The organism is Parabacteroides sp. An277 (genome assembly GCF_002159645.1).
Taxonomy (GTDB): Bacteria; Bacteroidota; Bacteroidia; order Bacteroidales; family Tannerellaceae; genus Parabacteroides.
The window spans coordinates 30,302-53,309 of the sequence record NZ_NFJB01000001.1 but is presented as its reverse complement, the minus strand read 5'-3'; the positions used below and the strand labels follow the sequence as shown (position 1 = coordinate 53,309).

At 47.7% G+C, this 23,008-nt stretch carries 20 protein-coding genes and 1 riboswitch; of the genes, 8 read left to right on the top strand and 12 right to left on the bottom strand.

Features of this window, described 5'->3' with window-relative positions:
• Window positions 1–178: 178 nt before the first annotated feature.
• The 8 genes from B5F77_RS00215 (at window position 179) to B5F77_RS00175 (ending at window position 9,514) form a co-directional block, all read left to right on the top strand.
• Window positions 179–1,501 carry a TolC family protein gene (locus tag B5F77_RS00215; RefSeq protein ID WP_087326020.1) on the top strand — a complete coding sequence of 441 codons (1,323 nt, stop codon included), beginning with the start codon at window positions 179–181 and terminating at the stop codon, window positions 1,499–1,501.
• A gap of 74 nt (window positions 1,502–1,575) precedes the next feature.
• Window positions 1,576–2,637 (top strand): HlyD family secretion protein, encoded by a 1,062-nt coding sequence (locus tag B5F77_RS00210; protein ID WP_087326018.1) that lies wholly within the window; start codon window positions 1,576–1,578, stop codon window positions 2,635–2,637.
• Window positions 2,638–2,643: 6 nt separating this feature from the next.
• Window positions 2,644–4,239 carry an MFS transporter gene (locus tag B5F77_RS00205; RefSeq protein WP_087326016.1) on the top strand — a complete coding sequence of 532 codons (1,596 nt, stop codon included), beginning with the start codon at window positions 2,644–2,646 and terminating at the stop codon, window positions 4,237–4,239.
• Between the two features lie 324 nt (window positions 4,240–4,563).
• Window positions 4,564–4,664, top strand: a riboswitch (TPP riboswitch).
• 86 nt (window positions 4,665–4,750) lie between these two features.
• Window positions 4,751–4,951 carry a sulfur carrier protein ThiS gene (gene thiS, locus B5F77_RS00195; protein ID WP_087326012.1) on the top strand — a complete coding sequence of 67 codons (201 nt, stop codon included), beginning with the start codon at window positions 4,751–4,753 and terminating at the stop codon, window positions 4,949–4,951.
• A 63-nt stretch (window positions 4,952–5,014) separates the two neighbouring features.
• Window positions 5,015–5,791 (top strand): thiazole synthase, encoded by a 777-nt coding sequence (locus tag B5F77_RS00190; RefSeq protein ID WP_087326011.1) that lies wholly within the window; start codon window positions 5,015–5,017, stop codon window positions 5,789–5,791.
• 19 nt (window positions 5,792–5,810) lie between these two features.
• Window positions 5,811–7,493, top strand: coding sequence for a phosphomethylpyrimidine synthase ThiC (thiC, locus tag B5F77_RS00185; protein WP_087326250.1), 1,683 nt, complete (start codon window positions 5,811–5,813; stop codon window positions 7,491–7,493).
• Window positions 7,494–7,685: 192 nt separating this feature from the next.
• Window positions 7,686–8,819 (top strand): 2-iminoacetate synthase ThiH, encoded by a 1,134-nt coding sequence (gene thiH / locus B5F77_RS00180; RefSeq protein ID WP_087326009.1) that lies wholly within the window; start codon window positions 7,686–7,688, stop codon window positions 8,817–8,819.
• Window positions 8,816–9,514, top strand: a complete 699-nt coding sequence (locus tag B5F77_RS00175) for a HesA/MoeB/ThiF family protein (RefSeq protein WP_087326007.1) — start codon at window positions 8,816–8,818, stop codon at window positions 9,512–9,514. Before thiH ends, B5F77_RS00175 begins: the two co-directional genes overlap by 4 nt.
• Window positions 9,515–9,761: 247 nt before the next feature.
• Here B5F77_RS00175 and phnW read toward each other — a convergent pair whose 3' ends face one another.
• The 12 genes from phnW to B5F77_RS00110 form a co-directional block, all read right to left on the bottom strand.
• The gene (gene phnW, locus B5F77_RS00170) at window positions 9,762–10,853 is read right to left on the bottom strand and encodes a 2-aminoethylphosphonate--pyruvate transaminase (protein WP_087326005.1); all 1,092 of its coding nucleotides are present in this window, start codon (window positions 10,851–10,853) and stop codon (window positions 9,762–9,764) included.
• Window positions 10,854–10,885: 32 nt separating this feature from the next.
• Window positions 10,886–11,665 carry a phosphonoacetaldehyde hydrolase gene (phnX, locus tag B5F77_RS00165; protein ID WP_087326248.1) on the bottom strand — a complete coding sequence of 260 codons (780 nt, stop codon included), beginning with the start codon at window positions 11,663–11,665 and terminating at the stop codon, window positions 10,886–10,888.
• Window positions 11,666–11,731: 66 nt separating this feature from the next.
• Entirely contained in the window at window positions 11,732–13,027 is a 1,296-nt protein-coding gene (locus tag B5F77_RS00160; RefSeq protein WP_087326003.1) for a DUF5690 family protein, read from the bottom strand.
• Between the two features lie 417 nt (window positions 13,028–13,444).
• Window positions 13,445–13,771 (bottom strand): acetyl-CoA carboxylase biotin carboxyl carrier protein subunit, encoded by a 327-nt coding sequence (locus B5F77_RS00150; protein ID WP_087325999.1) that lies wholly within the window; start codon window positions 13,769–13,771, stop codon window positions 13,445–13,447.
• 12 nt (window positions 13,772–13,783) lie between these two features.
• Window positions 13,784–15,331: an acyl-CoA carboxylase subunit beta gene (locus B5F77_RS00145; protein ID WP_087325997.1), complete on the bottom strand. Its 1,548-nt coding sequence runs from the start codon at window positions 15,329–15,331 to the stop codon at window positions 13,784–13,786.
• A gap of 15 nt (window positions 15,332–15,346) precedes the next feature.
• Window positions 15,347–15,904 carry a peptide deformylase gene (gene def / locus B5F77_RS00140; RefSeq protein ID WP_087325995.1) on the bottom strand — a complete coding sequence of 186 codons (558 nt, stop codon included), beginning with the start codon at window positions 15,902–15,904 and terminating at the stop codon, window positions 15,347–15,349.
• Window positions 15,905–15,908: 4 nt separating this feature from the next.
• Window positions 15,909–16,331 carry a Holliday junction resolvase RuvX gene (gene ruvX, locus B5F77_RS00135; protein WP_087325993.1) on the bottom strand — a complete coding sequence of 141 codons (423 nt, stop codon included), beginning with the start codon at window positions 16,329–16,331 and terminating at the stop codon, window positions 15,909–15,911.
• A 56-nt stretch (window positions 16,332–16,387) separates the two neighbouring features.
• Window positions 16,388–16,600 (bottom strand): hypothetical protein, encoded by a 213-nt coding sequence (locus B5F77_RS00130; protein ID WP_140392777.1) that lies wholly within the window; start codon window positions 16,598–16,600, stop codon window positions 16,388–16,390.
• Window positions 16,601–16,701: 101 nt separating this feature from the next.
• A complete protein-coding gene (locus tag B5F77_RS00125; RefSeq protein WP_087325989.1) occupies window positions 16,702–18,099 on the bottom strand; it encodes an undecaprenyl-phosphate glucose phosphotransferase in 1,398 nt (465 codons plus the stop codon).
• Between the two features lie 116 nt (window positions 18,100–18,215).
• Window positions 18,216–19,364 carry an OmpA family protein gene (locus B5F77_RS00120; protein ID WP_087325987.1) on the bottom strand — a complete coding sequence of 383 codons (1,149 nt, stop codon included), beginning with the start codon at window positions 19,362–19,364 and terminating at the stop codon, window positions 18,216–18,218.
• A gap of 123 nt (window positions 19,365–19,487) precedes the next feature.
• Window positions 19,488–20,360: a glucose-1-phosphate thymidylyltransferase RfbA gene (rfbA, locus tag B5F77_RS00115; protein WP_087325985.1), complete on the bottom strand. Its 873-nt coding sequence runs from the start codon at window positions 20,358–20,360 to the stop codon at window positions 19,488–19,490.
• 149 nt (window positions 20,361–20,509) lie between these two features.
• The gene (locus B5F77_RS00110) at window positions 20,510–22,720 is read right to left on the bottom strand and encodes a GH92 family glycosyl hydrolase (RefSeq protein WP_087325983.1); all 2,211 of its coding nucleotides are present in this window, start codon (window positions 22,718–22,720) and stop codon (window positions 20,510–20,512) included.
• Window positions 22,721–23,008 lie beyond the last annotated feature (288 nt).

The following is a 23,008-nucleotide window of genomic DNA, read 5'->3' as shown; positions in this document are numbered from 1 at the left end:
AATCAACTTTCCGTAAATAGCTAAGAAAAAGCAAAGGCTTATACGAATCCCTTGCATCCCGGAAAAACACTTGACCATCTCGCGCAGAATCCGTAACTTTGCAGAGGCAAAAGAAAATAAGTTAGCACTGTATGCAAACAGCGGGGCATACAGATTAGATTTGAAAGGTTATCACACTATGGTATATAGGAAGGTTATTAATCAATGTATACAAATAGGCTTGGGCGCATTCTTGAGTTATGGCCCCTTATCCGCCCAGACGGATTCCCTTTTCCTCACAGTCGGGCAACTCTTCGAGTTAGGTATGGAAAACAGCCTGCCTATCCAAGCCGATAAAATACGGGAACGACAAGCAAAAGAACAAAGCCAAACGGCCCGCCGAGCACAACTCCCCGATATCGAAATCGGATTGAACGGCGGATATGTGGGCCAACCTATCCTCTTCGAACGCGGATTGAGCCACCCGACGCGCCCCGAATCACCGGATTGGTCGCAAAATTATGCACTCGACCTCACGCAACCCATTTATCAAGGAGGACGCATCAAGCATAGCATCAAGCAAGCGGATATCGAACGACAGATTGCCCTCCTCCAGACACGCACCGACCAAGCGGACATCAAACTGGGACTCCTCCAGCAATATATGAACCTCTTCAGTTACTACAAGCAACATGAGGTATTGACCCGGAACATCGAAGAGTCCGAACGCAGGTTGAAAGACATCAAACGACTGAAGGAAGAGGGCGTCATCACCAACAACGACGTGTTACGGAGCGAACTCCAGCTCACCACCGACAGGCTCGCCCTCCAAGAAACCGAAAACACGCTTATCCTGCTTTCCCAACAACTGGATATTCTATTAGGACTGGACGAACACCTGTACATCATCCCCGACACTTCACTCTTGAGCCATCCCACACCCACGGACAGCTACATGCAGTACGTAGACGAAGCCTATGCAAACGACCCGGCCATGCTCCTCGCCCGCCAGCAAACCCTGCTCGCCCAAAACGAGGTAGAGCTGACCAAGGCAGACAACCGCCCCACCATCTCGCTCCATGCCGGAAATACGCTGGCCCGCCCCGTGCAGCGAACCATGGCGGATATGTACAACAACACCTGGAATATCGGTTTGTCGGTCGCTTATCCGCTCTCGTCTTTCTATAAAAACAAGCATCGTCTGAACGCCGCCCGCCTGAATGTGCATCTCCGCCAGAACGAAGAGGAGCAACTCAAGCAATCTTCCCGGCTCACGATACGCACAGCTTATCTGCGGCATCAAGAGGCTATCGACCGCGTAGAGGCACTGAAACTCTCCGTCCGGCAAGCGCAAGAGAATTATCGCATCGTGCAAAACCGATACTTGAGCCAGCTCGCTATCCTTACCGACCTCTTGGATGCAAATAGCGTCCTGCTGGATGCGGAATTGCAACTCACGACCGCCCGCACGCAAGTCGTATATACCTATTATGAATTACAGCATGCGAGCGGGAAATTATAGTTACAATCCATTTCGATTATAGTTACATTCCATTGGGATTATCGTTTATTTTCATTTTAAATATAGGCATAATTATGACGACACTCGATACGAAAAAGACATTCCGGTTAAAACTCCGCAATACAATCTTAAACACCGTCTGCATCCTTCTGGCCTTGACCGGAATCGGCTGGACGATACACTATTTCTGGCGATACGTGAATTACGAAATAACGAACGATGCGTACGTGGACCAATACATCGCTCCTATCAACATACGCGTGGCGGGTTATATCCAAGAAATCCGTTTCCGCGAGCATCAATATGTGCACAAGGGCGATACGTTGCTCATCCTCGACAACCGGGAATACAAAATTCGTGTAAAAGAAGCGGAAGCCGCCCTGTTGGATGCGGAAGGTTCCAAGGATGTATTGCATTCAGGCATACAGACTTCGCACGCCAATATCGCAGTACAGGAGGCGAACATTGCCGAAGCAAAAGCCCGCCTTTGGCAAAGCGAACAGGACTATCATCGATATGCACGGTTATTGAAGGACGAGTCGGTGGCCGAACAACAATTCGAACAGGTAAAAGCTACGTACGAGGCTGCCCAAGCCCGTTATCAAGCTCTGCTGGAACAGAAAGAGGCCGTCGTTTCCCAATATGCGGAAGCAACCAAACGGCAGACCGGAGCGGAGGCGAATATCCTCCGGCGGGAAGCAGACCTCGACCTTGCCAAGTTGAATCTCTCCTATACAATCGTGACCGCCCCTTACGACGGATATATGGGCCGGCGCACGCTTGAGTCCGGGCAATACGTATCAGCCGGGCAAACCCTCTCTTATCTGGTACGGAGCCAAGACAAGTGGATTACGGCCAATTACCGGGAGACGCAAATCGCAAATATTTATATCGGACAGGAGGTACGCATCCGCGTGGATGCCATATCCGGTAAAACCTTCCACGGGCGAGTGACGGCCATTTCGGAAGCGACTGGTTCGAAATATTCACTTGTCCCGACGGACAACTCGGCCGGCAATTTCGTGAAGGTACAGCAACGCATCCCGGTGCGCATCGACTTGGAAGACGTCAACGAAGAGGACATAGCGCAATTTCGTGCGGGCATGATGGTCATCACCGAAGCGTTGAAGAAATAAAACAACATGAAGACGTTGAATCTACCTCTCCGTCCGTGGGTGCCGCAATGGTTGGGGGTGCTGACTATTTTCCTTATTTTCCTCCCGACCTCCATGCTCAACGGGGCTTATACGGGCAGCATGTTGGAACTATCCAACTCGCTGGGCGTTTTTAGCGAGGATATTTCGATGGGATATTACGCGACCTCCGTAGGCATGGCGGTAGCTTACCCACTTGTCCGCAAAGTGTTGGATGCGGTTCCGCCGAAATCACTTTTGCTTGGTGACCTCCCGCTCCAGGCGTTGCTCAGTTTCTTTTGTTCATCGACGAACAATATCGACCTCATTATCGTCTGCAGCTTCTTCATCGGCATTTTGAAAGCCTTCGTGATGCTTTGGTGCATCATCCAAATCCAACCGCTATTTACACCCAACAACGTCCGTAGCGAGTTTTACTCCTACTTCTTTCCTTTGGTTTTCGGCATGGGGCAAATCTCGATGGCGGTGACGGCACAGTTAGCCTATTATTACGACTGGAAATACATGTATTACTTCATGATGCTGGGTATTCTGGTAGCCATCATCGCGATTCTCGTCTGCTTCCGGTATGCCAAGGTAAAAGCGGACCTCCCGTTGCGCGACATCGATTTCCGGGGGATGCTCATCATCTCCACAGCCATGCTGATGTTGCTTTACGTGTTCACGTATGGGCGCGTACTCGACTGGTTCGCGTCGCCGAAGATTGTGATTTACCTCTTCGTGGCCCCGTTGCTGATAGCCCTTTTCGCCTGGCAGCAGCTCACGGCCGAAAAGCCGCACATCTTCCTGCGTATCCTACACCGCCCCAAATCCGTGCTGGGCTATTTTTACATGTTCCTGACCATGTTTTTCAGCGCGTCCAGCACCTTGACCACGACCTACCTGAATTCGGTACTCAATATTGACAGCGTACATACCAACCGTTTGAGCCTCTTTCTGATTCCGGGCTTTATCGTGGGCGGGTTCATTTGCTTCTGGTGGTTTCGCTGGCAACGCTGGCGTTTCCGTTTCCTCATTGCGGGAGGGATGGCCTGCTATGCGCTCTATTTCGGCATTTTATATTTCGGCATCTCGCCCTCCAGTACTTACGAGATGCTCTACGTGCCGATGTTCCTGCGCGGCTTGGGCATGATGATACTGGTCATCGCGTTCGGCCTCTTCGTCGTCGAGGATTTGGAACCTAAAATCATGCTCACGAACGCCTTTTTCGTCATCGCCGTGCGCTCGGCATTCGCCCCGGTGATTGGCGTTTCGTTCTACAACAATATGCTCTATTCCTTGCGTTTGAAAGCCCTCCACCGCCTTTCCGACGGTATCTCGCTGGCCGACCCGCTGGCCGCCGGACGTTACCACGAGTCGCTGCAATCATCGCTCGCTTCGGGGCATGGCTTCGACGAGGCACAACAACTGGCGACGAACACGCTCTACTCCCTCGTCCAGCAGCAGAGCCTCCTGCTCGCCCTGAAGACGCTTTTGGGTTACCTCCTGATTGCGACAATCATACTGGCCATCGTCTCGCGTTTCATTCCCTTCCATAAGACCGTCAAGGTGGATGTGGTCAAGACGGGCGACGATATGGGTTGACGCCCCCTCCCGCTGGTGTGGCAAGCAGGACGGATGGCTTTCTGACAATGTCGGAATCCTTCCCCGACAGGCTGAGAGACTTTCCGACAATGTCGGAATCCTTCCCCGGCAGGCTGAGAGACTTTCCGACAATGTCGGAATCTTTCTCCGGCAGGCTGGGAGACTTTCCGACAGTGTCGGAATCCTTCCCCGGCAGGCTGGGAGACTTTCCGACAGTGTCGGAATCCTTCCCCGGCAGGCTGGGAGACTTTCCGACAGTGTCGGACCGGCAACTTATCCCTCCGGGGTATTGTTTTTCCAAGATATTTTTTCGTACCTTTGCGAACGGAAACAAAGGGGTGCTTTCGCCCGAAGCGGGGAAGCTGAGATTATACCCTTCACCTGATGCAGGTAATGCTGACGTAGGGATTGTTTGGAGAGGCTTTGAGCCCGACAACTGATTTATTCTTTCCTTCTTCCCCCGCTGCGGAATCTCCCCCTTGAATCCAAGTATTATTAATGTAATAAGCAGATGAAAATAAAGGTAAACAACAAGGAAATGGAGCTGGGGGAAGCAAATACCCTCCAACAGGTAGCGCAGGCATTGGAACTTCCCGATAAGGGCGTGGCCGTGGCTGTAAACAATCGCATCGTCCCGCGTACGGAATGGGCGACCTACTCCGTGCAAGAAAACGACCAAATCGTAGTCATCAAAGCGGCTTGCGGAGGATGAATTTCAATGGACAATGGAGAATTGACAAGGAACAATTAAAAGTAACTCATAATTCGTAATTCAATGGATAAATTAATCATAGCAGGAAAAGAATTTAATTCGCGCTTGTTCTTAGGAACGGGAAAGTTTAAATCAAACGAATGGATGGAAAAGGCTATCTTGGCATCGGGTACGGAGATGGTAACGGTGGCAATGAAGCGCATCGATTTGGAAAATAAAGAGGACGACATGCTGCATCACATCGTGCATCCGCATATTCAATTGCTACCGAACACGTCGGGCGTGCGCAATGCAGAGGAAGCCGTATTCGCTGCGCAGATGGCACGCGAGGCGTTCGGCACGAATTGGCTGAAGCTGGAAATCCACCCGGACCCACGCTATCTCCTGCCGGATACGGTCGAGACGCTCAAAGCCACAGAGCAATTGGTAAAATTAGGGTTCGTCGTGTTACCCTATTGCCAGGCAGACCCGGTCCTGTGTAAACAATTGGAAGAAGCTGGAGCCGCTACAGTGATGCCGCTCGGCGCACCTATCGGCACGAACAAAGGACTCCGGACGCGCGAGTTCCTGCAAATCATTATCGAGCAAGCGGGCATTCCGGTCGTAGTGGATGCCGGAATCGGCGCACCGAGCCATGCTGCTGAAGCGATGGAACTGGGAGCATCAGCCGTACTGGTCAATACAGCGATTGCCGTAGCAGGCGACCCGATTCGCATGGCGCAGGCCTTCAAACAGGCAGTCGAAGCCGGACGCGAAGCCTACGAAGCCGGATTGGAAGGAACGACACCTACGTTGGAAGCCGTAGCCTCTTCACCCTTGACAGCATTTTTGGATGAATAATCTTATACCTATATATTATATGGAAAAAGAAAAGAAAGCGTATGCGCAACGCGAAAAAGCGTACATGACAGGAAAGCTCTTCCCGTTCATCCGCGTAGGGATGCAGAAAGTGAACCTCACCCCGACGGTCACAGTAGAAAACGGCCAACGCGTGCTGACGCCGAACGCTCCGGTCTATATTTACGACACGAGCGGCCCGTTCAGCGACCCGTCCGTCACCATCGATTTGAAGAAAGGCTTGCCCCGGATGCGCGAACCGTGGATAACCGCTCGCGGCGATGTGGAACAGCTCGATTCTATTACATCGGAATACGGAAAGATGCGCCGCGATGACAAGAGCCTCGACCATCTGCGTTTTGAACACATCGCGCTGCCGTATCGTGCCAAAGCGGGACGAAACATCACGCAGATGTACTACGCCAAGCAAGGCATCGTGACGCCGGAGATGGAATACGTGGCCATCCGCGAAAACATGAATTGCGAGGAGTTGGGCATCGAATCGCACATCACGCCGGAGTTCGTGCGCGATGAGATAGCGGCAGGAAGGGCTGTTCTCCCCGCAAACATCAATCATCCGGAGAGCGAGCCGATGATTATAGGCAGGAACTTCCTCGTTAAGATAAATACGAACATAGGAAACTCGGCAACCACCTCGTCCATCGAAGAAGAAGTCGATAAAGCCGTGTGGAGCTGCAAATGGGGCGGCGACACGCTGATGGACCTCTCCACGGGCGAGAACATCCACGAAACACGCGAGTGGATTATCCGAAACTGCCCCGTCCCAGTCGGAACCGTCCCGATGTATCAGGCGCTGGAAAAGGTGAACGGAAAAGTAGAAGATTTAACGTGGGACATCTATCGCGACACCCTCATCGAGCAGTGCGAGCAAGGCGTGGACTATTTCACCATCCATGCGGGTGTGCGGCTGAAGAACGTACATTTGGCGGATAAGCGGTTGTGCGGAATCGTGAGTCGCGGCGGAAGTATCATCAGTAAATGGTGTACATTATATAATAAAGAGAGCTTCTTGTATGAGCACTTTGATGATATTTGCGATATTCTGGCTCAGTACGACGTTGCCATCTCGCTCGGCGACGGTCTTCGTCCCGGTTCCATTTACGATGCCAATGACGAGGCGCAGTTTGCTGAGCTGGATACGCTGGGCGAGTTAGTCCAACGCGCGTGGGCAAAGAACGTCCAAGCTTTCATCGAAGGACCGGGGCACGTACCGATGCACAAGATTCGCGAGAATATGGAACGCCAGATTTCGGCTTGCCACGATGCGCCATTCTACACGCTCGGCCCGTTGGTGACGGATATTGCACCGGGTTACGACCATATCACTTCGGCTATCGGAGCCGCGCAAATCGGTTGGCTCGGAACGGCGATGCTCTGCTACGTTACGCCGAAGGAACACCTCGGCTTGCCCAATCGGGAGGATGTCCGCACGGGAGTCATCACGTACAAGATTGCCGCGCACGCAGCCGATTTGGCGAAAGGTCATCCCGGCGCGATGGTCCGCGACAACGCCCTCTCCAAAGCCCGCTACGAGTTCCGCTGGCGCGACCAGTTCCATCTGAGCCTCGACCCGGACCGCGCCCTTGAATATTACAAGGAAGGAAAGCACGAAGATGGGGAGTACTGCACGATGTGCGGGCCGAATTTTTGTGCGATGAGGATTTCGCGCGATTTGAAGAAATGAATCATTGTTCGTAGGAGAATGTGACATAATGGATATATTGGACGCAGATGACGCTGACGACGCAGATTTTCGCAGATTTATTTTGCGTATAAATCAATAAAACAAATCTGCGTTTATCTGCGTTCGTCTGCGTAATCTGCGTCCGAAAAAAACATTACGATATAATTAGGATATAAAAAATAGGTATAGATTATGTTTTCAGAAGAATTACAAAAAATAGACTGGGGCGAAACCACCTCCCTCATCGCCTCCAAGACCGATGCCGACGTGCGTCGCGCCTTATCGAAGGAACACTTGGATGTGAACGATTTTATGGCTCTTATCTCTCCGGCGGCCGAACCGCATCTGGAGACAATGGCGCAACTCAGCTACAAATACACACGCGAACGCTTCGGCAACACGATGTCGATGTTCGTTCCGCTCTACATCACGAATTCATGCACCAACTCGTGCGTTTACTGCGGTTTCCACGTCAGCAACCCGATGAAGCGAACAATTCTGACCGAGGAGGAAATTGTAAACGAATACAAGGCTATCAAGAAGCTGGCGCCCTTCGAGAACCTCTTACTTGTGACGGGCGAGAATCCGGCGAAGGCGGGCGTCCCCTACATCGCCCGCGCCCTGGATTTGGCGAAGCCTTACTTCTCGAATCTGAAAATAGAGGTGATGCCCCTTTCTGCCGAGGAATACCGCGAGCTCACGCACCACGGCATGAATGGTGTGATTTGTTTTCAGGAGACCTACCACAAGGCGAACTATAACATCTATCATCCGCGCGGAATGAAGTCCAAGTTCGACTGGCGCGTGAACGGCTTCGACCGCATGGGGCAGGCGGGCGTGCATAGCATCGGCATGGGCGTGCTCTTGGGCTTGGAGAAGGAGTGGCGCACCGATATTACGATGATGGCTTATCACTTGCGCTATCTGCAAAAGCATTATTGGAAGACGAAGTACAGCTTCAACTTCCCAAGGATGCGCCCGTCGGAAAACGGCGGCTTCCAGCCAAACGTGGTGGTGAACGACCGCGAGCTGGCGCAAGTCACCTTCGCCACCCGCATCTTCGACCACGACGTGGACATCTCTTATTCTACCCGCGAGAGCGCATCGTTTCGCGACAACATGGCTCGCCTCGGCGTAACCACCATGAGCGCGGAAAGCAAGACCGAGCCGGGTGGTTATTTCTCTTACCCACAAACGCTGGAGCAATTCCACGTCAGCGACGAGCGCACGGCGAAGGAGGTAACGAAGGCGCTGAAGGGCATCGGCATCGAGCCAGTCTGGAAGGATTGGGACCAGTCTTTCGACTTAATGAAACCCTGCGTATGAACAGCTCGGATGCAAAACGCTACGCCCGCCAACTTATCCTTCCCGAAATCGGGGTGGCGGGCCAGCAACGACTCCGCGATGCCCGCGTGCTGCTCGTCGGCGTCGGAGGATTGGGTTCCCCCATCGCGCTCTACTTGGCAGCGGCCGGCGTGGGTTGCCTGGCGTTGATAGACAATGATGTGGTGAGCGAGAGCAATCTTCAACGGCAAGTACTCTATACGAACGACGAGATAGGACAACCTAAAGTCCGCTGCGCCGCCCGCCGGCTAAAAGCGTTGAATCCTCAACTCCAAGTAGATGAATATCCGTTGCGACTGGTTCCTCCCCTCGCGCGGCACATCGTCAAGGCGTACGATATCGTGGTAGACGGGACGGATAATTTCCAGACGCGCTATCTTTTGGGCGATGTAACGGCTCAGCTAGGGAAACCCTACGTTTATGGCGCCATCCGCGAGTTTGAAGGACAGGTTTCGGTCTTCAACATCTCCCCTGGTCGCACCTACCGCACCCTTTTCCCCGAAGAAGAGATGGGCGGCGTGCCGCCGAAGGGTGTGATGGGTGTCTTGCCAGGGGTCATAGGCTGCATGGAGGCTTCGGAAGTCATCAAATGGATAACAGGCTGCGGCGAACTACTCGACGGTCGCCTCTGGACTATCAACCTGCTCACCATGCAGACCCAGGTAATTGAATATTAAACCTAGGCCACTCCCAATTTGTACCTGTATTTATTTTTTCATGACCAATGCTTGAAAACAAATTAGCGGGAACTCCACAAGTCATTCCTTGAACACGGAGAAGCTTGCGGGGCTCCCGCAAGCAAGTTTTGGCACGAGAACAAAAGAAAAAAGAGGAAAGAGGATACCTGGAAAAGAAAAAAGCAACCCATCCGCCTCGATGGGTTGCCTTGCCTAACTGGATTATATCCTTCCATTAACAACCGGTTTATCCGCGCACTTCCCGAATAGCTTTCAGCAACGCACGAATATCGTCTGGGAAAATATCGCCAATATTTCCAATACGGAACGTATCCGCATCCGAAATCTTGCCCGGATAAATCACAAATCCCTTTGCCTTCAATTTATTGTAGAAGTCGGCGAAGTCAAACGTAGCCTCCGGATAATAGAACGAAGTGATAATGCAACCCTGCTTGTCGTCGGAAAGCAACGTCTGGAAGCCCAGTTCGCGCATACCGTCTACCAAGACACGGTGATTCTCCACATACCGGCGGTGACGAGCCTCAATTCCTCCCTCGGCCTTCAACTCCTGCATAGCTTGGAAAAAAGCACGTACCACGTGGGTCGGCGACGTAAACCGCCATTTGCCATGCCCCTTCTCCATCGTTTCCCATTGCGCATAAATATCCAAAGAGAGCGAGCGGGCATTTCCTTTTGTCGCCAACATTTTGTCCTTCTTCGCAATGATGAAGCCGAATCCCGGCACGCCCTGGATGCACTTATTCGCGCTGCTAACCAGGAAGTCGATACCCAAACCTTTGATGTCGATAGGTACACCCGCGAAACTACTCATGGCATCCACAATGAAAGTAATTCCTTTGCCCCGAATCACGTCGGCCACTTCCTCGATGCGGTTCAGTAAACCGGTTGTCGTCTCGCTATGTACCATCGAGAGATGCGTTACGTCAGGATTTTCCTCCAACGCCCGACGCGCCACTTCACCCGTTACCAATTCCGTTTCACTGAGCGAAACCATGACATAATTGATATGATAGTAGTCAGCAATCTGCGCCATGCGTTTGCCATACGCACCATTGGCCAAAATCAACAATTTATCCTCCGGACGGACAGCTGCTCCAATCGTAGCTTCCACGCAATAGGTACCGCTCCCCTGAAGAAGCACAGTCGTGTACTCTGATTCGTCTAGACCAGCAATAGCCAACAAATCGTGGCGAAGCGGTGTAACAATACCTTCATTGTAATCTTTATCCCATGTGCACCAGTCTTGCAACATCGCCTGACGAACTGTTTCAGACGTACTCAGCGGACCGGGTGTCAACAATAAATAATTTCTCTCCATGATATATCTACTTTTAATGACTTTATAGTTTATTATTTTTCTAACGATTCAATGTAGGCGGGGAGCTCCATGATGCTATCCAATACAGCATCGGCACCCGCTGCCAACATACGGCTACGAACCTCGTCCATGCGACGCTTCAACTCTTCGGGAGCTAATGCTTTCGTCTCGGCCTCGGTCAATCCCATCTCGTTGCTTCCCAAGATAAAGCCGACCGACTTCACTTTTGCATTCACGCCCTCTTTGATGTCAGCAATCGTGTCGCCACACTTAACGACGTAATCGACAGAGGGAATAGCCAAATCAATCATATTCTGATAAATCATATACGGGTTGGGGCGGCCTCCGGGAAGATTGTCGGACGTCACACAATTATCTACGTGGTAACCTTTCGCCTCGGCTGCCGGGATGACGATGTCCATCATCTGGCGCGTATAACCTGTAGTCGAACCAATCTTAATGCCTGCAGCGCGCAGTTTCTCTACGGTCTCTACGACACCCGGAATTGGGTCGGAATATTGCGCCAACGTATTAAACAGGATTTGTTGGAAATCAACATAACGTCCTTGGACATCCTCTTCATTGAAATCGCGGCCATATTTAGCTCGGAAAGCCTCTCGCACGCGCTCCAAGCTGAACAAAGCGCGAATCTCTTCTATTTTAGTAAGGCCCATATACATACGGGTTTCCGCCGCTGTTACCGGGACACCAATTGCATTAAAGCTTTCAATAAAGGCGGCTACCGGAGCAAAACAGCCATAATCGACCGTCGTACCGGCCCAATCCATGATGATACATTTGATTTTTTTCATCTCCATTTTTTCTTCAATTAAATCTGTTATTATATCGTTTTATTCACTCTATTATTCTAACATTCATTATTCATAAGAGAGAGCCGCAGAACCTTCCACTTCGTGCAAGGCTTCCCGCCGACGTACGCGTTGTTGCGCCAACCAAGCCAAGGCTCCTCCGAAAAGCAGGCAACATGTCACGCAAAGCACCGTCACCATCGTATTATAGAATTCAATCCAGTTCAATTCCGCCACAAAAAGTTCTTTGAACACCAACACGGCTACTGTTCCTACATACCCCACAAAATCAATCGTTACGATAAAGAATCCCACATTTCCACGGATGTGAAAACAAGAGACGAACCGTTCGAAGAACAATGTCTGAAAACTGAGGTAGACGATATATAAACCTAAGCTCTGCGAAAACATCCACGCCAAAGGCGAGAGCTGCAACTCGTCGTAGAACCGCGCTACGCCCGCCAATGCGGCACTACCTACAATAACCATTCCGAGCAGCAAATATAAAACTTTTTCGTGATTGCGAATCAGTGAAATCAAAATAAATAGACCTAGGATTAGCAGCGTCACGATGCCATCCACACCGCTAATGGCCCATGCCGAAAACTGCGAAGTATCTACTAAATTGACCAAAAAGTCTTCTTTGATATCACGCACGACGGTAATAAATAGATTCGCGATAAACAACATTCCCAAAACAGGAGCAAAACGAATTAAAATGTCGCGACGTTGATGGGCATCCATAGGTACACGAGCAGAACAACAACGTACATCTTCAACCGTAGGTTCAGGCAAACGATTGAGCGCATACGCCAGTGCGATGAGAAACACCAACGCTATGCCGCCTATTACAGCTGGCATCCAGAACGCACTCACTCCCCAGCTATTCATCACATATAATCCGGCAGACTTCGCAAAACCAGAGCTAAAAGCAATACTTATTCCCATGATACTCGCCAAAATGCCGCTCACTCGACGTCCTTCGATAAAACTAAAGATGACACCCCACATGCAACCCAATGCCAATCCATTAAAAAATAGAGCCAGAATATTATATGGTGCCGGCAACATCGCAAAGCCTAACAAAGCAACTTCCGCCAATAGACCCGAAGCGGCAATAAAACGGAAACGATGTTCACGCTTCATTTCCGAAACCAATTTGATACCTATGAATTTAGATAATACATAGCCTGCAATCTGCACGATGCTTGCAGCTGTTTTGTAGTCCATACCCAAGAATTCCATACCGTCGAACGTAGCCGCCGTAAACGGTTTTCGGAGTGCATAAACCAACGCATAAGAAAGCAAAGCGGCACCGCCAGCCCATAAGATAAACAAAATATTGGATAACTTTCCTCGTTCCATTTTCTAAGATTTTACGCTATTTTGTCCTGTTTCCGGCCGCAAAAGTAGTATGCCTATATTTCTGAAAAATGTAGCCGACGTGAAGGAGACGTGACGAATCTGTTTCATTTCTGCTACAGAAAGACCTTGCCAAAATCCCAAGATGCCTTACCTAAACTGGCGGAGGCCCGACCTAAAAGTCAAAACCTCCGAGGAAAGTTCTATCTTTAGGCTAAAGATACATATCTGCAAGTTAAAGATGCATATCTGCAACCTAAAGATATATATCTGCAGGTTAAAGATAGAACTTTCCTCGGAGGTTTCCAACTTTTCCTCGGACGTAAATCGATTTCCATTGGGCATAAAAAAAAGAGACACAAAGGAATGCGATCAATCGCATATTACCTTCGCGTCTCTGTATATAAAGTTTATGTACCGTTACTTCACGGCAATGCGGACCATCAAATGGTCTTTCGGAATTTGTTCGCCAGCATGGACATTTACCTGCTCCACTATACCGGAAACAGGAGCTACCACACGGTTCAACATCTTCATAGCCTGATGAATCAACAACAGCTGACCAGCTTGTACTTCATCACCTTCTTTTACTTCCAATTCAACAATCGTTCCCGGAAGATGTGAAATGACATCGCCTGCATAAGGCTTGTGCCAGGCGTGACGATTCTTGAATTTCTCGGTCAACGTCGTCTTATACTTACGTGCTGTAACCGCAAAATCAACCAATTCTTGCTTATTTTCTTCCATAATGCAAACGATTTAGAATGGAGGCAAACCATGTTTCTTAGCCGGACGATATTCTTCTTTCGAGATAGAGAACTTCAACGCATGGAGCAACAACGAACGCGTTTCTTTCGGCTCGATAACCGAATCAATGAATCCACGCGAAGCAGCCACATACGGATTAGCAAACTTCTCGGTATATTCTTTTACTTTTTCCTGACGCATTGCTTCCTGGTCTTCAGCCGCCATGATTTCCTTGCGGAAGATGATGTTCGCAGCCCCTTCCGGACCCATTACGGCAATTTCAGCACTCGGCCAAGCAAAGACAAAGTCGGCACCCAAGTGACGGGAGTTCATTGCGATATAACCGCCACCATACGCTTTACGCAAGATGACCGTAATCTTCGGCACCGTAGCCTCCGAATAAGCATACAACACTTTCGCACCATGACGGATCACACCGGCATGTTCCTGATCTACGCCCGGCAGATAACCCGGCATATCCTCCAACGTGATGATAGGAATGTTGAACGAATCGCAGAAACGGATGAAACGAGCTGCCTTGTCCGCACTGTCGCAATCCAACACACCTGCTAATACCATCGGCTGGTTCGCTACGAAACCGACCGTCTCGCCGCCCATGCGACCGAAACCTACCACGATATTCGCCGCCCATAACTGCTGGATTTCGAGGAAATCAGAATCATCCACGATACACTTAATCACGTCGCGCACATCATACGGCTGCTTCGGGTCTGAAGGAACCACCTCTTCGATATTCAACATCGCAGAAGGCTCTTTCGGTTCGAAGGCTTTCGCACGATGTTCGTTATTCCATGGAATGAAACTTACCAAACGTTTCACTTGCTCGAAGCATTCATGCTCGCTCTTGGCATAGAAATGTGCATTACCCGTGATTTCAGCATGAACGCGCGCGCCGCCCAAGTCTTCCATCGAAATATCCTCGCCCAATACTGTCTTAATAACGTTCGGACCCGTGATAAACATCTTCGAAATATTTTCTACTACGAAAACGAAGTCTGTCAACGCAGGCGAATAAACCGCACCGCCGGCACACGGACCCAAAATCAATGAAATCTGCGGAATCACACCCGAAGCAATCGTGTTCCGATAGAAAATCTCGCCATAACCTGCCAATGCGCCGACACCTTCCTGGATACGCGCACCACCCGAATCGTTGATGCCGATGATGGGGCACTTCATCTTCAGCGCATGGTCCATAATCTTGGTGATCTTGCGGGCATGTTGTAATCCCAACGAACCGCCAGCCACGGTAAAGTCCTGCGCATAGATACATACCGGAGCACCAAAAATAGTACCTGTACCCGTCACAACGCCATCGCCCGGCAGGTCTTTCTTGTCCATACCAAAATCGCGCCCGTCATGTTTTACAAATAAATCATACTCGTGGAAAGAATTCTTGTCCAGCAGCGACAGGATACGGTCGCGGGCTGTCATCTTGCCCATCGCGATTTGCTTCTCGATGGCCGCTTCGCCACCACCCATCTCTACAACGGCTTTCTTCTCTCTGAGAGCCAGAATGTTTTTACTTAAATCTGTCATAACTTACTTATTTTATTATTTCCCAACAGCCTTCGCCCGATAAGCACAGCGAGCTGTCCCTTTAATAATACTGTTCAACTTACCTTTATTCAATTGCCGACGGATAGCCGAAATATTGTCGATGAAAACATGCCCCGTCAGGTGCTCACATTCATGTTGTACAACACGCGCTGCATAATCATGGAGTTCTTCGATATGCTCTTCCCAATTCTCATCCCAATATTGAATCCGAATGCGCTTCGAACGAGCCACTTTCTCGTGGATTCCCGGCAAACTCAAGCATCCTTCTTCCATTGAAACCGTTTCTTCGCTCTTTTCCAAGAAAACAGGATTAATCATTACCCTTTTAAAATCTTTACACTCTGGGTAATCATCGCTAATGACACTTGCATCGATCACCAATATCTGCAATGACAACCCGACTTGCGGACCCGCCAAACCGACGCCATCTGCATGATACATCGTCTCGAACATATTCACCACCAATTGTTTCAAATCCGGATAATCTTGAGGAACCTTTTCGGCCTCTTGCCTCAAAACAGGCTGGCCATATAAATATACAGGTAAAATCATATTTTTATAATTGATATTTCTTACTTTCTAAATAGGCTTGAAGTATAATTACAGCACTAATTTCATCCACTAACGCTTTCTCTTGGCGCTTTTTTTTCTTCAATCCGCCCAAAATCATCGCCTGATGCGCCATCACCGAGGTAAAACGTTCGTCATAATATTGAATAGGGACAGAAGGCACGGCTCGCTTAAGTTGGGCTACAAACGCTTCTACGCGCTTCATGTTCTCCGAGGGTTCGTTGTTCAGCTGCTTCGGTAGCCCTACCACAAACAAATCGACCGGTTCTTTCTTTACATAATCCGAGAGAAAGGAAACTACCTCGCTGCTTGGTACCGTACCGATTCCATTTGCAATCAGCTGCAACGTGTCCGTCGCCGCGATTCCAGTCCGTTTCCGCCCATAATCTATCGCTAAAATTCTTCCCATGACCGCAAAGATACGACATTTATAAATAAGAAGATGAATGGGAACTCAATTTTATTTCATTTTCCCCTGAAAGGTGTTTTTTCGAGTTGCCAAGTGCTGGAAAACATCCAATCTCCAATTTTCAGCTTTCCAGCCGCTGGAAAACGCAAAATCCTTGATTTGGACCCTTCCAGGCGCTGGAAAACGTAAAATCCTTGATTTAAACCTTTCCAGCCGCTGGAATAATAAAAAACGACAATTTTGCATGTTCCAGCTGCTGGAAACTTCAAAATGATTCATTTAATACTTTCCAGCTTCTTTCTGATAGAAAAAGCGTCTTTTTAATATCTTTTTGTCTAATCACAAATTCTAAAAGCCATACTTCCAAGATTCAATAGGCATTCTTTTCGCCCCGGAACATGTTCAGCAACGTCACGACGATTATCTTCAAATCCAAAAAGAAAGACCAATTTTCGATATACCAGACATCGCGTTTGACACGTCCCTCCATTTGTTCCAGCGTTTTCGTCTCCCCGCGATAGCCCGTTACTTGCGCCCAACCCGTGACGCCCGGCTTCACCAGATGGCGCACCATATATTTGTCAATCAAACTGGAATACTGTTCCGTATGCTTCAACATGTGCGGACGCGGCCCCACAACCGACATGTCTCCCTTCAGCACATTAATAAACTGAGGAAACTCGTCCAAGTTCGTTCGCCGCAGGAAATCCCCTATTTTAGTTTTCCGCGGGTCATCTTTTTCGGCCTGTTTCGTATCCGCTTCCGCATTGACACGCATCGTACGGAATTTATAACACTCAAAATCCCTTCCATACAATCCGGTTCGCTTCTGCTTGAAGAAAATAGGACCCGGAGAACTTCTCTTTATCAAAAATCCCACCACTACATACAAAATGGGGAAAACGGTACACAAGACGACCGAAGAAAAGACAATATCAAAAAGCCGTTTCAACGCCCGATTGTAAAAAGCCTGTAAAGGTTCACGCCGCACGGTAATAATAGGAATAGATTCCATAATTTCCATTACCATACTTTTCTTCACATCCCGGTAAAATTCAGGGACAATAAAGAAACGAATCATGTGTTTTTCCGAAAAATCCAACAAGCGGAGAATCTTATCGCCATTCGTCCCCGGAAGCGTACAGTATATCTCATCCACATCGTGCGCCAAGGCATATTCTTCTACTTTATCCGTTGTTCCCAGATAATTAGGCAATACATCCTTCAACACCTGATTATCATCAAAGAAACCTAAAATATTGAAGCCGGAAGAAATATCATCTTTCATAACCCGATACAAATCCATTCCATTTTTTCCTGCCCCGACAATAATGATTTTTTTAAAGTTATATCCTTTACGACGATAAAACTTCAACATCATACGAACTAATACTCGCCAACAAGAAAAAATGACAATCGTGGATACGTAATAAACCAATAGAAACGTAGCCAATACATCGCCGACATTCAGAAATATCAAACAAGTTGCAAACAAAAATATCAATAAAGTAATCACAGAAAATGCCCGTTGCACCACTTTATCCAAATAAACAATCGAGCGATGTAATTGGATAGGCACAAAATAGAGAGAAAAGAAGTAGCAAAAATTCAACAGCAACAAAACTTCTCTCAAATTATGAGAAATGGCACGCGTATAGAGCGGTCCCAACAAATTATAAACGACGATAAACATCAAGTTCAAGACGATTAAATCGCCTATCCCAATAAGCCATTGGATCAGATATCCATGTTTCTTGTCAAATTCCATCTCAACTTATATATCCTGCATTTGATAAATGCAAATATACGCAAATTTTCTAATAAAAAAGAGAGGTGCACGTATTTGTGCACCTCTCTGCTATTTTTTAGTATTATGCAGAATGATTATTTGTTGTCTGCACGCATAATAACTACGCGATTCCAGCTGTTTTCGCTATACGGCTGCTCTTCACAACCTTTCCATTCTACCGTAATCTGATTAGAAGAAATTCCATATTTCTCTGTCAATTCTTTTGCAACGGCTTTCGCACGTTTTTCAGACAATTGCATGTTGTAATCAGCTTTACCGGTCTTCTTATCAGCATAACCAATCACCTTGATAGGTACATTGTTTGCTTTAATATATTCCGCTGTATTATAGATATTAATATGCTGATTCTTATCAATCTTCGCACTATTCAGACGAAAGAATACTACATTATCTACTACGTTATTGACCACTTCAGTAACTGTCTCTTTGCATTCCGGACACGAAACTGGACGCTTGCTCAGTTCTTCATTTTCAGCACGCAATGCATTGATTTGGTCGTTCAAGTCGTTTAACAAGTCGTAATCCATCGGCTCCAAAACTTCAAAATCAGTCTTACCCAATTTGAATGTCAAACCAGCTGTCAACTGACCGATTCCATCTGTCAAATGGTACATAGATACACGGTTGAATTGCTCGTTCAACAATGACCCTTGAACTTCTACGTTCAAATCCACACGTTTGCTCAAACGGAAAGCTGTCAAAATACCAAAGTTCACCGTCGGAGACTCTGTTCTTGCAAATTCAGCAGATTCTGTCGTCTTGAAGCGTTGTGCGTATCCAAGACCAACCCACGGAATCAAACGGAATACCTTCTTTTCATTATAAGGAGCCCAGAAGTTCGTTACATCCCACAGAAAGTCCGCATGAGCTGCGAAATACTTGTTATGTTGCATCAATTCTGCGTTATCTCCTACAAAACCATGCAAAATACCACCATTTGCCTGAATACGGAATCCTAAGTAAGGATTAAACCATTTACCAAACGAGAACTGAGGCGCAAAATTCAAACGATCTTTGAAATCAGCTTCCCCATTCTGATCTCCAAATAGAGTACTTACACCACCAGCAATAGAAATAAACCAATTGTCTTTTGCTTTATTCTTCTTAAAGTTGGTCTTATAACCTTTTTCAGTACTAAAACCTACCTGAGGTTGGTACTCTTGTGCTGTGGCCGATAATACAAATCCCGACAACACTGCTAACAATAATGCTTTCACTTTCATAATCTATCAACATTTTTAAATTAAACAATCTACATTCATTTTACTGCAAAAGCAATGCAAAATTAATGTTTTATACCCATATAACAAACAAAAAATCTAAATTGTTTTCTTTTATGCAAAATTTTACTCCTTCGTCAATTGAATTAAGTACTGTCCGTACTGATTTTTCAGCATCGGTTGAGCTATTTGCCGTAAACGTTCTGCATTTATCCAACCATTACGATAGGCAATCTCTTCCAGACAGGCCACCTTCAAACCTTGTCGTTTCTCAATAACCTCAATAAAAGTAGATGCTTCAGAAAGAGAATCATGCGTACCTGTATCCAACCAAGCAAATCCTCGCCCTAATATTTGAACTTTCAATTTACCACGAGACAGGAACTCCTGATTAACAGATGTAATCTCTAACTCTCCTCGTGCTGAAGGCTTAATGCCGCGCGCTACTTCAACTACTTCGTGTGGATAAAAGTAAAGCCCCACTACCGCATAATTGGATTTCGGTTTACAAGGTTTCTCTTCGAGGCTTATCACATTGCCTCCCCTATCAAACTCGACCACACCATATCGTTCTGGATCATTTACATAATAACCAAATACGGCTGCATTTCCACTTTCAGCTTCCAATACAGCTTCTTTCAACATAGCAGAAAAACTTTGTCCATAAAAGATATTATCGCCCAGGACCAAACATACTGAATCATTTCCGATAAAGTCTGCTCCTATCAAAAAAGCTTGCGCTAAACCATCAGGAGAAGGTTGCTCGGCATACTCGAAACGTACGCCATAATCACTTCCATCCCCCAACAATCGACGGAAACCCGGCAAGTCTTGCGGAGTAGAAATTATCAATATCTCCCGAATGCCAGCTAACATCAATACGGAGATGGGATAATATACCATCGGCTTATCGTAAATCGGAAGCAATTGCTTCGATACGCCTTTCGTTATCGGATACAAACGAGTTCCTGAACCGCCTGCTAATACAATGCCTTTCATTGTTTTCTTTGCCTTTAGATTAAAAACCTTTGTATATATAAAAAGATATAGAGGAAAAAGTTTAAAGAAACGCCTATTTTTTTCTGCTTAGCCCTATTTTTCCCTCAGCTTAGACGCATTTTAAACTTTTTTCTCTCTACTTTCTCTATTTACTCATACCAAACCGGCCCTGGCTGATTACCCATTTCAAATTGCAACGTATCACCTTGCATAATCATCTCATGTGTAATGTAACTCTTCGTATAGGGCTGGCTATTTACCTTTACCGATTGGATATAGATATTATCCCGGCTTACATTTTTCGCCTGTATGGTAAAAGTTTTTCCATTATCTAAGTGCATTTTCACTTCAGGAAAGAGTGGCGTACCTATTTCATATCGTCCACTTACAGGGTCTACTGGATAAAAACCCATCGCACTAAATACATACCACGACGACATCTGCCCGCAATCTTCGTTCCCGCAAAGTCCGTCGGGCGCATTGGTATATAAAGTATGCATCACCTGAGCTGCATACTGTTGCGTCTTCCACGGTTCTTTCGTCCGGTTAAAGAGGTAAATCACGTGATGACCCGGTTCGTTGCCATGCGCATATTGCCCAATCATACCCGTACTGAAGATAGGAAGTTTCTTGGGGTCGGTCGGGTTGAACGTAAACATACTATCCAATCGTTGGGCGAAACGTTCCTCGCCTCCGGTCAATTCGATTAATCCCTCTATATCATGTTGTACAGACCAATAGTATTGCCATCCATTACTCTCACAAATGTCCTCAATATACTCTTCAGGGTCATAATTCGGGATGAATTTCCCTTTCGAATCACGAGGTTGCATAAACGAAGTAGCCGGATTAAACACAGCGCGATAGTTCTGCGCCCGCTTGTCGAACTCGGCAGCTATATCTTTCTTACCCATCGCTTCGGCCATACGGGCGATACAATAATCATCGTAGGCATATTCCATTGTCTTAGACATCGACCAGTTTTCCGCGTCGCACGGTACATATCCATGCTTTTTATAGAAACCTATCGAACGATAGTCATCACGATTGGCCGAAGCCATACAAGCCTCCAAAGCTTTCTCTGCATCAAAGTTTCCAATACCCTTCAAATACGCATCCACAACGACAGGTACCGCGTGATAACCAATCATCATGTTCGTCTCCCAACCATACAAATTCCATAAAGGCAATGCGCCACTTTGTTCGTAGAAATGAAGGAAACATTCCACCATATCATTCACCCGTTTCGGTTGAATATAGGTAAATAAAGGATGAGAGGCACGATACGTATCCCAAAGCGAAAAGGTAGAATAGTTTGTCCATCCATCCGCTTGATGCGTCTTTCCATCCGGGCCGAAATACATGCCGTCTACATCTGAATAAATCGTAGGTGCCAACATGGCATGATACATCGCCGTATAGAAGATGGTCTTCAGGTTCGCATCGTCTGTCTCTACTTCTATTTTTCCCAATGCTTCGTTCCAGCGTTGTACGGCTTGTTGGTGGTAATAATCGAAATCATCTTTCGGCGCTTCGGCTTTCAAGTTCTTAGCCGCTCCCTCCATGCTCACACCCGAAAGAGCTGTCGTGACCAATATTTCTTCATCCTTCGCGGTCTTGAAGTTAAACGTAGCTATCGTGGCAGTACCTATACGCCCGGCGTCCATCGTTTCGATTGCTGTCGTATCCAGCGTATAAGAGTCGAACGGCCGGGAGAAGCGGGTTTGGAAATATACCTGTTGCTTGGGCGACCATCCCATCGAATGGCGATATCCCCGAATCGTACACGAATCGACCACTTCTACATGCGAATCCATGGTAAAGTCCCAATTCATCGCTTTTTTCAAGTCCAATATAATGGAAGCATCGGCCTCGGGGAATGTATATCGCTGGATACCGCACCGCTCCGTGGAGGTCAACTCTACATTAATATTATAGTCTTTCAGCCATACGCGGTAATAACCGGCCGATGCCTGCTCGTCGTTGTGCGAAAAAGTAGAATAAATACCCAATGGCGCCTCCGCCTTCTTGTAAGGATTCGTCACGGGCATAAACGAAATGTCATACAAATCACCGGCTCCGGTACCCGAAAGGTGTGTATGGCTAAATCCGGCAATCGTTGAATCAGGATAAAAATACCCCGCGATGCGGTCCCAACCCGGCAATCCGTTGTCTGGACTCAGTTGCACCATGCCAAAGGGGACTTGCGCTCCCGGATATGTATTTCCCGTAAAATCAGTACCAATCATAGGATTGGTGTATGCCACTAATCCCATCTCCTCGCCCGCCTCTTGTTTCGGCGCACAAGACACTGCAGCCAATAAAGACACAGCGCATACAAAAGACAATTTGTGTTTCATGTGTTGTTCGTTGTTTGTTAGTTACTTTCGATTGCAAATATAAGGATTATTTGCAAATATGGCAACATGAAGAGAAATTTACACCCTCCCGTCCACAATCTGCGCCGAACTCCCCACAACGTCGGCGACTCGTCTACAATCTGCGCCGAACTCCCCACAACGTTGGCGGCTCGTCCACAATCTGCGCCGACTTCCCTGCAACGTTGGCAGCTCGTCCACAATCTGCGCCGACTTCCCTGCAACGTTGATGACTCGTCCATAATCTGCTCCGACTTCCCTGCAACGTTG